Origin of the sequence: Gilvimarinus chinensis DSM 19667 (genome assembly GCF_000377745.1) — a bacterium.
GTDB classification, from domain to species: Bacteria; Pseudomonadota; Gammaproteobacteria; order Pseudomonadales; family Cellvibrionaceae; genus Gilvimarinus; species Gilvimarinus chinensis.
In genome coordinates, this window is sequence record NZ_KB898707.1 from 467,196 (window position 1) to 479,956 (window position 12,761).

Genomic DNA, 12,761 nt, shown 5'->3' on the forward strand with positions numbered 1-12,761 from the left:
GGTTATTTCCAGTATATAAAACGTATATGAATTGTATACTCCTGCGAGCGAGAAGCAAGTGCAGTTTTGTTTGCATAGGTCACGCGCCGGTAGCACAATAGGCGCCTGCCGGGTATCGGTAGCCGATCAAAAATCAACCACAAGAAACCGATGTTTTTCACCCCAGAGCGCCAGGACTTTTTTAAGCCCTTAACCAGCAAATACCGCGAACAAGTGGCTCAGTGCTTAAGCTTGTTGTACACGCGTTTATATGGCTCAAACGCCGACTATGGCCACTCACTGTCGCGTGACCAGTTGCTGGAAATTCTGGAAGAAGCGCTGACCCGTGCGCCTACTTTGGCAGACGATGCCAGCCAGGCGGATGACGACTCGCCCCAGCGCTTTAAATCGCTGCGCGAGCAGGCTCTGTGGATTATGAAACAGTTGCTTGAGTCGGGCTGGCTGGAAAAGCAGGTCGATACTGCCACCTTGCAATCCACGTATCCGTTTACCCGCTTGGGGCGGTTATTTACTCAACCGCTTGTGGAGTCAGACACCGCACGTATTCGCACCCGGCATCGCAATACTCGCAACACCTTAAATGCTCTTGAAGCGTTTAACAGCCGCGGCGAAGTGCACGATTTACTGGACGCGTTTGAATATTCCGAGCGTATTGTCACCGACTTTACCGATGTGATTTCCGAGCTTGAAGAGCGCAAACGCGAGCTGGTGCGCGAAGTGGAATCGCAGCAGTTGGTGCAACAGGCCACCGATCAATTTTTTGAATTTATGGAGCAGCGCTTTCAGCCGGATGTGGCGGTGCGGTTATCCGCCGACAGTGTTGAGAAACACCGCGATCAAATCGGCAAAGCCATTACCAAAATCCGCCGCAAACCCAAACAGGAAAAAGCCAGTATTGAACGCGAGCTGCGCCGTTTTATTCCCGAGTTGGCGCGACCTGCGCAATCGGTTCTTTGGACCATACTCGACACCATCGAGAGGCGCATGGGCAATGCCGCCGAAATCATGTTGCCAGCCCTGCGCCGCGCGCTGCACAGCTTTACCAAACGCGCCGATATCATTATTCGCCAGCTGACGTATTTAAACAGTCAGAGCAATAACGATTTACTGGATGTGTGTCAGCAGTTGGCAGAGCTGCCCGCCGCCGAACAAAGCGCCAAGCTTGAACGCGCGGCTGAGGCTATGGCGCCTATGCGTGTGCAACTGATTGACCCGAGTCAGGTGCGGCTGCAAGAGCGTAAGCGAGCGGCCCTGGTGACCACCGCCGTTACCGAGCAGCCTCCGTTAGATCCACAAGCCGAACGCGAGCTACTGATTCAGCAGATGTTGGATCAGGCGTTTACCATCGACAACACAGGTCTTCGGCATTACGTAGAAAGCGCATTGCGATCAGGGCGCCAGGTTTCTACCCGGCATTTACCCATCGATAGCGCACGGGATTTACTGGCCATGGCCCACGCCATTGAAGTGGCATCGCACAATAATTTATCCAGCACACAGCGCTTTTGTGTTGAGCCCACCGGTCAGCAATTGCAAACCGATTATTTTAATACCGCCGACGAATTTTTAATTTCGCTGTTTGAAGAAACTGAATGAGCACTTTTGAAGAATCCATTAACGACGCCTTAGCGACTACTAACATAAGCCGACACGAATTTTCCGAGCTGTTGATTCGCTTGCTCGATTACGGCGTGTTAAGTCGCGACGAAAGCCAAACCGAGGCGCAGCTTTATGACCGCTACCTGCAATGCCAAGGTTTGGTGGAAGAGTATTTAAACCTTATCGGGGTACGTATTCAGCACGACAGACAATTTGCGTTTGTGCGAATTTTTCCGCCGGGCGCTGAAATTCCCGGCGTTGCCGATGACGACAACAGCCCTTTCAATGCTGGCTTTCGGGTGCGCCCCAGCCAGCAGGAAGTGGCCGTCATTTTAGTGTTGCGCGCCGAGTACCAAAAAAGTCTGCGCGAAGGGCAGGTGGATGAAAAAGGTCGTGCCATGCTGTCGCTAGAGGGGCTGGCAATTGCCATGAACAATCTGCTTAAGCGCAACCTGCCCGAAGGCCTGGGTGAGCGCAAGCAGCTGTTTCGTCGCTTAAAACAGCTGAGATTGATCCAATACCACGTAGAAGAAGAGCTGGACAGCGACGAAAGCTGGCTCAGTATTCAGCCCTCTATTACCAGTTTTGTCAGCGATGGAGTGTTACAAAGTCTGATGAATACCGACACGGCGCCAACGGCTGGTACCGGTGAGAGTGCAGCCGAGGAGAGTGCCTGATGTTTCTCAAGCGTGGTATTTTCGTTAACTGGGGCAATATCCCCCAGCTTGAGTTTGATTTTGGCCCCATCAATTTATTCTCTGGCGGTAATGGCTCGGGTAAAACCACCGCGGCGGACGCCATTCAAACATTAATGACTGCGGCTCACGAAAACCTTTTTAACTACAATCCGGGGCAGGACGAAACCACTCAGCGCGGTCGCGGTGGCAAGCAAGTGCGCACACTGGCCTCGTATGTGCTCGGTTGCGACGATGGCAGCTACGCGCGCCCCTATACCGTAGACGGTTACGTGGCCGGTATTTTCCACCCCACCCAAGGTGAAAGCGGCGAGCCTTTTACCGCCGTGATGTGTGTGCGCGCCCACCTTGATACCGCCGGGAGTCAAAAGCAAGCGCGCCAGGATGAACTGCTGTTTTTAATTTTGCCCGGCGAGCAACTAAGCCTGTCGCACTTTGTGAAAGCTTATAAAGATGGCAAGCATGTGGTACCCATTACCGACATTGTGACCTTGCTTAAAAAGCAATACGGCAGTTCGGCAGTAGAACAGTACGATAAAAAAGGGGCTTACCTTAGGCGTTTATACGGTGCCCTGCGCGGCCGCAAAGATGCGGTGTCGGATCGCGAGGCCAAACACGCAGCGCGAACCTTTGCCAATTTTATGGCCTACAAACCGGTGAAAAGCATTACGGATTTTGTCGCGCGTGAAATTCTCGAGCCGCGGGATTTGGGGGATGCCATCCGCAATGTGTCGGACTTAATGAAAACCATTCATCAAATGGAATCTGACACCCGCGCCCTGCATGAGGCTATCACCACCCTTGAAGGCGCGCGCCAACACGCTGACCGCTACGTGAGTACCTGGGCTGAGCGCCAGTTGGCGGAGTACAGCGAAGCGACGCGGTTGGCCAAGGTGAATCAGCGGGGTTACCTCGCCGCGAAAGCCGAGCAAAAATCTGTACAAGATCAGTTGCATGAAAACGAACTCGCCCAGCGCGAAAGCGAAGAGCGCCGCCGCCAGACTCATGAGGCGCAAGTGTCGCTGGAGGCGAAACGCCAGGGCATAGGTGCGCTGAAAACCAAAGATGAATTGGAACAGAGCATTGCCGATAGTACCCGCGAGTTGGCTGGGCGGGCGCGTCCTGTGCACGAACAAAGCCTGCAGTTACAGCGCAACGTGCGCGCCAGCAGTGAATTATTGCAGCAGCTTAATCAGTGTTCATTGGGCGCAAGCATTCCCGAGCTGGACGGCAAAGCCCTGCGCCAGCTAGGCCAGAAAGTCATGGCCACGGCCGATCAGGTGGAGGTGGATCTGGGCCAGTTAGTGAACAAAGACTGGGTGGGCATAGAGCGCCTGGAAAATGATGTGGCGCAGATCAAAGGCGCAGAGTCAGTCCACCTGCAGTGGGCCGATACCTGGCATAACAAAGATCAATCGCAACACGGGCTGAGCCTGCGCGATCAAATCGCACAACATTTCAGCGCGGCTGATCGCAAGCGCCAGGAGTTAAACGGCAAACTGAAACAAAAGCAAAAAGAGATTCAGTTGCTGCAAGGGCACAAAGTGAACTACCCGCCCTATGTCACGGCGGCATTACAAGCCATCGCCCAGGCACTGCCCGGCGCCGAACCCTGCGTGCTGTGTGATTATGTTGATGTGCGAGACGCCCACTGGCAAATGGCCATTGAGGGCTATTTGGGCGGCGCGCGGTTTTCGATTTTGGTCGCGCCTGAAGCCGAAGCTGAAGCCATGCGTATTGTGCGCGCCTTGCCCGGTGGGCGGCGTAATAAAGCGCGCGTGATTCAAGGTGAAAAGGCCCGTCGTGATGCCGAGCGTTTGACATCGCCTGCGGGTTCTATTACCGAGGTGATGGCGTTCAGCCACAAAACCGCCGAGTACTATGTCAAAGCCTCTTATGGGAATGTGTTGCGCGTGGACGACGCCGAAGCACTGCGCACCACCGCTCGCGGTATTACCCCCGAAGGACTCGGGAGCGGTAACTACAGTATGTGGCGCTGTGACCTGGACGATAGCGAGTTAGTGTTTGGGCAGGGCGCACGTGAGCGCGCGCTTAAAGCAAAAGAGCGCGAATGCGAGCAGCTGCTGCACGAGGCCAATGACAGCGAGCAGCAATACCAGCAACTGGCGCGAATTCAAGAACTGGTGGATACCATTCAACCCGTGGCTTGTGGCGAGGCCATCGCCGCGATGATGGAGTGCCATCGCGCCATTCAAAAAGCAGAAACCGCACTGGCGCAGTTGGATTTAAGTGATTTTAACGAGCTTGAAGAAGAGTTGGCGCAGCTCAAGCAAGTGTATCTGGAAGAAGAAACCCGCCACAGAAACTTGGTAGAAGGCGCCGGCAAACTCAAAGAGCGCGAGCGCAGCATAAGCCGCCAGGTAAGTCAGCTGGCGGATGCTCAGGATGCGCTGGCCGAATCACAAGACGACGCCGAACAAGCTGTGTATTTAATGGCGGACCATTACCCGGAATTTGATGTGGATGCGGCCATTGAACAGGCCGCTGTGCGCGCCGAACAGGCGGCAGACAGCTTTACCTTTGCGGACGATCTGGAAAGCCTGAAGCAGCAGCTGGAAAATCATGAGCGGCTGTTGCACACCGCGATCTTGCAGCATAACCAGCACTGCCATAAGCAAGACGCCATTGTTTACGACACGGGAATCGGTGAAGCTCATGGTATTGAGTGCTTTCGTCGCGTTCTTGCCATGGGAGAAGAAATCAGCGCCTTGCATAACCGGCTCAAGAATAATGTGCTGGTGGATAAACATGAGCAGCTGGCCGAGCTTAAAGACAGCTTTAATACGGCTTTTGTTACGAACCTTTGTCACTCTATTTATCAAGCCATTAAAGACGGCGAGCGCATTTTAAACGACCTGAACAAAGAGCTTGAGCATCATCGCTTTGGTGCCGACCGCGAGCGCTTTTACTTTGGCTATGACTGGGTGCCAGAATTTAAAGAGTACTGGCGTTTTTTTAACGAGGTGATTGCGGTGCCCAACCTGGGCGACGGCACCAGCTTGTTTGACGCCGAGTTATCACCCAAGGCTTGTCAGGTGCGCGATACGATGCTGGCCATGTTGCTGGATAAAGATGAGCAAGTGGCATTGCGCGAGCTGGCCCGTATCAGCGACTATCGCAATTATCGTTACTACGAAATTTACAAAGAGCCAGAAGGCAAAGCCGCTATTGCGCTTAGCCAGTACGGTACCGGCTCCGGTGGTCAGTTGGAAACGCCGGCCTATATCATTCGTTCGGCGGCGGTAACTTCAGCGTTTCGTTTTAATGAGGGCGACAATCACCTGCGTATGGTACTGGTGGATGAAGCTTTTTCGAAAATGGACGAAAACCGTTCCCGCGAGGTCATTCATTACTTAACCGAAACGCTCGGCTTGCAACTGCTGTTCATTATGCCCAGCAGTAAATCTGGCCCGTTTATGGATTTAATTTCCAACCAGTTTGTCTTCAGTAAATGCCCCACTGCGCAACCGGTGGGCGAGCTTAATACCCGGGTTTTGGTGGACCGAAAAGCGTGCAACCAAGAAAAAATTCGCGAGTTGTGGAAGAATCATCGTAAAACGGTACGCCATCAAGCGATGCTGGATTTTATGGAAGAGTTTGAAGGTCAGGCGTAATGACACCGCAGCCCGCCCCTACATGGCTTGAGGAAGAACCGCTGATTCAACGCCTACTGCACCGCTTGGTCGACAAGTTGGAACGGGGCGTGAAACCCGTACTAAAAGTGAATCGCAAAACTGCCCCCGAGCTGTACGCGTTTGATGAAGATGTGCAGTACCTGTGGGCGCTAGTAGAAAGTCTGGATAAAGACTATCACCTGATCACGGTAAAAAAGGCGCGGGTCAAGCCTTATCAGGAGTTGTACGAAGGGGCGCAGCTGGTATTTTTACCCGAGCGTGAAGAGCTGGTGCGCCAGTGGTTAAATCGCCCAGCACTAGACCCTTACGCGCTGGTGTGGCAGCACGAACTGGAGCGACTCGCGGAAAAAGGCTTTGATACGCAAACCCTGTCGCAACGAATGGTGCGTTTACCGAACTTGAGCGCTGAGCAAACCCTGCGTTCCTTGGCGAAAATTCCTGCCGAGCTGCAAGAGCCGATTACTTTAAGAGCCTTGTCGGCGCGATGCTTCAACGGTGATTCAAAAGCGCTCGATCGCTCAGAGGCGTTGATTACGGAGCTGTACCCTAGGCTTGCGCACAATATTTTGCCACGCCCTTTGTTGCTGACCGTGTACGTTCCTACTGATTTCAAGTCTGTGTTACTAGTAGAAAACCAGGATACATTTGTCAGTTTAAGTGAACGTCGGCCCAAGGATAGTGCCATTGTGTACAGCGCTGGCTTTCGCGGCAGCAGTACGCGCATGCGCGAACCAGGTAATGTGGTATTCAGTTATTTAGCCTCGGACAGTTCACAAAACTCAAGCCAGGCGCTGTCCGTATTCGAGCGCTATTGGTTTAGCGCAGAGCAACAGATACCCGTATTTTTCTGGGGCGACTTGGACTATGCCGGTATGTCAATTCTTAAAGCCATTCGCCAGTCATTTACCGATGCCCGAGCCTGGCAGCCCGGTTATCAACCCATGCTGGAGCGGCTGCTAAACGGTGATGGACATACCAGTCGCGTTAGCTTGCAGCAAGACCCCGAGCTGACCGGTTGTGATTTTGCCGATTACAGTCTGCTGCCCGCGCTACGTCGTGCCCAAGCGTTTATCGACCAGGAAATAGTGTCGACAAATACTTTGGCGCTATAAATTTGATAGGCTCGTGACTAATATCAACCGCAAGATAAATAACACCATTAACGCAAAGGCCAGTTATGCAAACAGTCGCTGAAGTAAGCCATTTAAACCGTGACGAACTGCGCGAGCTGAAAGAACCGTTGATTATTCGCGGTTTGGTCAACCACTGGCCGCTGGTACAGTCTTATCGCAGTGGGCAACAGGCGTTTTGTGAGTATTTACTGAAATTTGATCGAGGTACGCCGGTAACCGCTATGCAGGGCCCGGCGTCAAACCAGGGACGAATCTTTTATAGTGCGGATATGTCCGGTTTAAATTGCCGTCCGGCTCAGGTTCAGTTGTCCGGTGCTCTGGACTACATTCTCTCTCATGCAAGGCTTAACTCTGCGCCCACTATGGCAATCCAATCCATTGCAGTGGCCGATCAACTATCAGGCCTTGAGCGTGAAAATGTAATGCCTTTGCTTGCGCCTGAAGTCGCTCCGCGTATATGGATCGGTGGGCGAGCCACCGTGGCTGCGCATTATGACGCCTCTGAGAATATCGCTTGCTGTGTGGCGGGACGGCGCCGGTTTACTTTATTCGCGCCTGATCAGGTAGCGAATTTGTACCCGGGGCCTTTTGAAATGACACCGGCCGGTGCCGTAGTCAGCATGGTGGATTTTGATAACCCGGACTATCAGCGCTACCCGAATTTTCGCACGGCTCTGGAGCATGCGTTTGTGGCCGATTTGGAGCCTGGAGATGCGCTCTATATCCCCTATTTGTGGTGGCATCATGTGCGGGCATTGGATGACCTGAATGTGCTGGTCAATTATTGGTGGGGCGCCCCAGACCCTATTTATGGCGATCCGCGCAACGCGCTGTTTTACACCATGATGGCTTTGCGCACGCTTCCAGAAGATCAGCGTGAAGCCTGGCGCTCGCAGTTCGATTATTATGTGTTTGAGAAAAACGGCAAGCCTGGTTCGCATTTGCCCGAAAATCGCCGCGGAATCATGCACGCTTTTCCCAGAGAAACGCTGCGCCGTTTAAAACAGTCCTTAATTGCAGCCTTGAGCAAGCATTAGTGTGTAAATACTACAATTAACGGTTTTTATTTACTCCACGCCCCGTCCTTTTGAATCCAGAAGCGCACTCAATGATTTGTTAGCTGTGCCGTGTTTACCGGGGTTATTGGCCGGCAGCGCCATCGCTCTCGCAGAACTATCGGTTGGCATAGCCTCTGCATTCCTCCAAGCGTCAATACACGTTATGGAGGAAACCATGTCTATTTACGCTTATCTCAAAGAAGATCACCAAAAGATTAAACATTTACTCGGTGAAATTGATGCCTTAGGGCCTGAAGAGACGGCAGAGCGCAGCGAGCTATTTAACCGGTTAAAAGCAACCGTTGTTGTGCACAGTAAAGCAGAAGAGAAAGTGTTTTATGATCCGCTTAAAGCGGCTGCCGATGTTCAAGAAGAAGTCGAGCATGGCCAAGAAGAGCATCAAGAAGCAGAGGCCATGTTAGAAGAGTTGACCAGCAGTGAGCTTGTGGGTGCCGCTTGGTTTCAGAAGTTCCAATCTTTGAAAGAAGCGCTGGAACATCATATTGACGAGGAAGAGAGTGATATTTTCTCGGATGCAAAGAAAGTGGTTAATCACAACGTCGCCGAGGAAATGGAAGAAAATATGCGTCAGGAAAAACTCTACCAAGTTGCCGAGCAATCCATTGCAAAGCGAGAGCATTTAGCCTAACAGGAGGTTGACCATGGCACTTCAGAATGAATCAGGTTTACCACCGCAGCACCAAAGTCATCAACCGGGTGTTGAGTCAGACATGCACCCAGAACCCGAATCATTTATGACGCATTATCGGGCCGCTGAAAAACTGAAGAGTAAGGTGGCCCTGGTAAGTGGCGGTGACAGTGGTATCGGTCGCGCCGTGGCAATCGGTTTTGCTAAAGAGGGCGCTGATGTTGCTTTCATCTATTACGATGAAGATGATGACGCCGCTAAAACCGTAGACTGTATTCGTGCCGAGGGGCAACGTGCTTTAGCGATTAAAGGTGATGTCGGAGACTCGGGCTTCTGTAAACTGGCTGTGCAGACGGTGGCTGAAGAATTCGGGCGAATTGACATACTGGTGAATAATGCGGCCGAGCAGCACGTTTGTGACAGCATAGCGGATATTTCCGAGGCGCAGTTACGCCGCACCTTCGATACTAATATATTGGGTACGTTTTTTCTTATCCAGAATGCGCTGAATTATATGCCCGAAGGTAGTGCCATTATTAATTCTGCCTCGGTCGTGGCGTATCGCGGTAAACCGGTTTTGCTGGACTATGCTGCCACTAAAGGGGCCATAGTGGCCTTGACTCGCTCATTGTCCGGTAACCTTGTAGACAAAAAAATCCGTGTTAATGCTGTGGCTCCTGGCCCTATTTGGACGCCTTTAATACCCGCTTCTTTTTCTGCCAGTGAGGTAGAAGACTTTGGTCAGAGCTCTCCTATGGGAAGGCCGGGACAACCTGATGAAGTGGCTCCTAGCTATATTTTTCTCGCCTCTGATGATGCAAGCTATATGACCGGGCAAGTACTACACCCTAACGGTGGTACGGTTATCGGCGGGTAAGGAGAGCTTGCTTTCTGGCGGCTGTGTTTGAGTAAGCGGCCTGAGCCGAGGCTTATGGTTATCTTGCAAAGTTAGGTGAAGCCGGGTGTGAGTGTGGCAATAACCGCTACACTTACGTTTCATTTTTGCCTGATTTTAAAACCTTATGAGCCAGCGTACATCCACCATAACCCCGGCATTGATCCTGACGTTTGCAGCGACCATGATGCTCGGGCCTTTTTCGCTGGATACCTATTTACCTGCCTTTCCTGCTATAGCCACTGACCTTGGTGTGTCTTCTCAAGCCGTAGCGGTCAGCGTATCGGTGTATATTTTTGCGCTGGCCGCAGGCCAACTGATCGGAGGCCCCCTATCGGATCGCTGGGGGCGCAAACGAATATTGGTCAGTGGCCTGGTTATTTTTGCCTTTGCCAGTATGTTGTTGGCCACATTGCATACGTTGCCGCACTTTTTGGCGGGTAGAGCACTGCAAGCGGTTGGGGCCGGATGGGTGCTGGTATCGGTACCGGCCATGGTGCGCGATCGCATAAGCGGGCAAGAGGCCGCCAAGCTTTTCTCGTTGATGGGTTTGGTGATGGTCGTTGCCCCCGGTATCGCGCCTACCATCGGCAGCTTACTGCTGAAAATCGGGCCGTGGATGGGCATCTTTGTGTTTATGGCGGCGTACGCGGTGCTGCTGATTCCTGTTTTATACGCCGTGGTCTTCAGTCAGATGCCGGGCACGGTAACGGTTGCCCACCCCAAAGGTGGTTTACTCAAGCCCTACTTGGCGGTGTTTAAAACTCATCAGGCAATGCCTTATATTTTTTGGCAGGTTGGCGCATTTTCGGTGATGATGCTGTTTATCACCCACAGCTCGTTTATTTATCAAGATCATTTCGGGCAGTCGGCCGACGCTTTTGGGCTACTGTTCGCGGCTAATATTGTGGCTATGTTTTGCTGCAATCTGATCAATCGCGCTTTGTTGGCCCGTTGTTTCAGTTCGCTGCATATTTTGCGCATGGCTACTGGCTTACAGGGTATAGGGCTGGTGCTGCTGTTGCTGGCGACTCTGATGCAATGGCCGGTGTGGGTATTTTTGCCGGCGATGATGATCACCATCGGTGCCCATGGTGCGCTCTCACCCAATATCCAAGCGTGCTATATGGAACACTTTCCCAAAAACAGTGGCACCGCCGCTGCGCTTTTGGGTGCTTGCCAGTTTGGTGGGGCGGGGGTGCTCAGCGCGTTATCCGGCTTTTTACCCCACTCATTGCCAGCGGTTATTTTGGCTATGCTGGGATGCGGCTTGGTGGCACAGTTTTTTATGTGGCGTTCGGTGTTTTTTAACCGCACCTCATAAAACCTCTTTTCTTTTTAGGTTGCCGCTTTCTTCTGGGCCGTCCTATTCAAAATAGCTTTCTGGGTTAGTGCTCATAGGTCGGTTTTTAAATCACTGCTGCCTTGGTGCGTGTAGCTTAAACTTATGCGTCTATCGCGCCATCTTTACCATGAAACCGGTTTCGGCTGGCATGGCTGGCTAATAATAATGAACAATACGGTAGCCCATGGAATGAAGAGTTACTGAACACCTTGCTGTATTATGCAAGCCTGCCAACGGCCAATGAGCAAACGGCTGCCAGTATTAACAATGGCTACGTGCAGGCGATGCAAAGCGTGGAAAACTGGGCGGCGGTTAGTCATAAAACTGACGCTTACCGAGCGTACCTTGGAGATAATAATTTCACTTGGGGTAGTAGCAGCACCATGGCGGTAAAAGCGGCCACTTTTTATCACCACTATACCTTTGGTATCGGTGATAAGAGCCGTGAGGACATTGAGAGGCCGCACTCGGCTACCTGAATTATTTGCACGGTACCAACCCGATGGGCAAGGTGTATCTTTCCAATATGGGGAGGTTTGGCGCAGAAGATTCGGTGGACAGTTTCTACCATCGTTGGTTTAGCGACGGCAGCCCAAATTGGGATTCAGTGAGTCGTTCAAGTTATGGGCCAGCACCCGGATATGTGGTGGGTGGGCCACACCCACAATACAACTGGGATGCATGCTGCCCGAACAGCTGTGGCGGCAGTGACAACAACAATCGCTGTGGTATGGCGCCGCCATCACCGCCGCACCATCAACCGCCAATGAAATCTTACACAGATTTTAATACTGATTGGCCTGTTAATTCCTGGGAAGTCATTGAAAATTCCAATGGGTATCAGGTAGCGTATATTCGCCTGTTATCTAAATTTGTGAATTAGGTTGGTAAGGTTTGTAAAGCTGGCAGCGTTCGTTGTGACTTAAAGCGTTATTGTCAGTGTTTTCGCGGCGCGCTGTCGAAATGTTAGACAGGTTTAAACTGTACTTATGGACGTGTACCCAAGGAGGAGTTATGAAAATTCAAACGTGCGTTTTATGGGCGGGTATGACGCTTTCAGCGTTTGTTCACGCAGAGCAAGTTGAGTACGATCTGCAAAAAGTTCGCAGCCTTATAGAGCAAAAGGAATACGCTCAAGCATTTGCCTTACAGCAGAAATACTTTGACGTATCGCGCGATGCCGATGATCAGTTTGGGGTGAGGTTGTCATTTGCATTGGGGGATTGGGCCGAGTTGGCCGAAGTGTATCCGCCTGCGATGGAGGCACTTAGAAACCGTATCGAGGAGCATGAATCGACGCTGTTATCCGGTAGTGGCGACTTTGATACGATGATGGAGTATTCGGCATTTAACGAGCTTTTAGGTGAGCAGGGTGCCACTGTGGAAGTGTTTCGCGCCATTGATGAAAGGTATCCCGAGCAGGCAGACAGCTTGTATATCGCGGTAAAAGACGAGCTGTTTGCTCAGCAGGAATATCAGCTCATTTATAAGTACCTTACCGATCCAATCTACGCCTACGAGCAGGCCCGCCACCGACGAGAGTTGGATTTAAGCCATGTGCGCACCGGTCGTATAAAGGGGGATCGTTTTCATACCGATAAAAGTTACAGCCAAAGTGTGTACGAGCTGTTACAGATGGCAGAATCGTTGGGGTTAATTGAAGAGTATAACGAGATCAAGAAACGGCATAAGGCCTATGTAGACCTCTATCAGAAGCCTTAACTTTAGTAA

11 protein-coding genes are annotated in these 12,761 nt (G+C 51.8%); all 11 read left to right on the top strand.

Annotation, left to right across the window (positions count from 1 at the left end; translation table 11 throughout):
* The first annotated feature begins 150 nt into the window (after positions 1-150).
* The 11 genes from D568_RS0108120 to D568_RS0108170 all read left to right on the top strand — a co-directional run bounded on the left by D568_RS0108120 (position 151) and on the right by D568_RS0108170 (position 12,752).
* Positions 151-1,596 carry a Wadjet anti-phage system protein JetA family protein gene (locus D568_RS0108120; RefSeq protein WP_020209094.1) on the top strand — a complete coding sequence of 482 codons (1,446 nt, stop codon included), beginning with the start codon at positions 151-153 and terminating at the stop codon, positions 1,594-1,596.
* Positions 1,593-2,276: a DUF4194 domain-containing protein gene (locus D568_RS0108125; RefSeq protein WP_020209095.1), complete on the top strand. Its 684-nt coding sequence runs from the start codon at positions 1,593-1,595 to the stop codon at positions 2,274-2,276. The genes D568_RS0108120 and D568_RS0108125 overlap by 4 nt, the downstream gene beginning before the upstream one ends.
* Positions 2,276-5,929, top strand: coding sequence for an ATP-binding protein (locus D568_RS0108130; protein WP_020209096.1), 3,654 nt, complete (start codon positions 2,276-2,278; stop codon positions 5,927-5,929). Before D568_RS0108125 ends, D568_RS0108130 begins: the two co-directional genes overlap by 1 nt.
* Positions 5,929-7,062, top strand: a complete 1,134-nt coding sequence (locus D568_RS0108135; protein ID WP_020209097.1) for a Wadjet anti-phage system protein JetD domain-containing protein — start codon at positions 5,929-5,931, stop codon at positions 7,060-7,062. The genes D568_RS0108130 and D568_RS0108135 overlap by 1 nt, the downstream gene beginning before the upstream one ends.
* A 65-nt stretch (positions 7,063-7,127) precedes the next feature.
* Entirely contained in the window at positions 7,128-8,120 is a 993-nt protein-coding gene (locus D568_RS0108140) for a cupin-like domain-containing protein (protein ID WP_020209098.1), read from the top strand.
* A gap of 196 nt (positions 8,121-8,316) precedes the next feature.
* The gene (locus D568_RS0108145; RefSeq protein WP_020209100.1) at positions 8,317-8,790 is read left to right on the top strand and encodes a hemerythrin domain-containing protein; all 474 of its coding nucleotides are present in this window, start codon (positions 8,317-8,319) and stop codon (positions 8,788-8,790) included.
* 13 nt (positions 8,791-8,803) lie between these two features.
* Positions 8,804-9,667, top strand: coding sequence for an SDR family oxidoreductase (locus D568_RS0108150; RefSeq protein WP_020209101.1), 864 nt, complete (start codon positions 8,804-8,806; stop codon positions 9,665-9,667).
* 145 nt (positions 9,668-9,812) lie between these two features.
* Positions 9,813-11,009, top strand: coding sequence for a multidrug effflux MFS transporter (locus D568_RS0108155; RefSeq protein WP_026286916.1), 1,197 nt, complete (start codon positions 9,813-9,815; stop codon positions 11,007-11,009).
* Between the two features lie 230 nt (positions 11,010-11,239).
* The gene (locus D568_RS0108160; RefSeq protein ID WP_020209103.1) at positions 11,240-11,509 is read left to right on the top strand and encodes a hypothetical protein; all 270 of its coding nucleotides are present in this window, start codon (positions 11,240-11,242) and stop codon (positions 11,507-11,509) included.
* Positions 11,510-11,532: 23 nt separating this feature from the next.
* On the top strand, positions 11,533-11,913 hold the full coding sequence (locus tag D568_RS22255; RefSeq protein ID WP_157497760.1) for a glycoside hydrolase family 9 protein: 381 nt from the start codon (positions 11,533-11,535) through the stop codon (positions 11,911-11,913).
* A 131-nt stretch (positions 11,914-12,044) separates the two neighbouring features.
* Positions 12,045-12,752 carry a hypothetical protein gene (locus D568_RS0108170; RefSeq protein ID WP_020209105.1) on the top strand — a complete coding sequence of 236 codons (708 nt, stop codon included), beginning with the start codon at positions 12,045-12,047 and terminating at the stop codon, positions 12,750-12,752.
* The last annotated feature ends 9 nt before the right edge of the window (positions 12,753-12,761 follow it).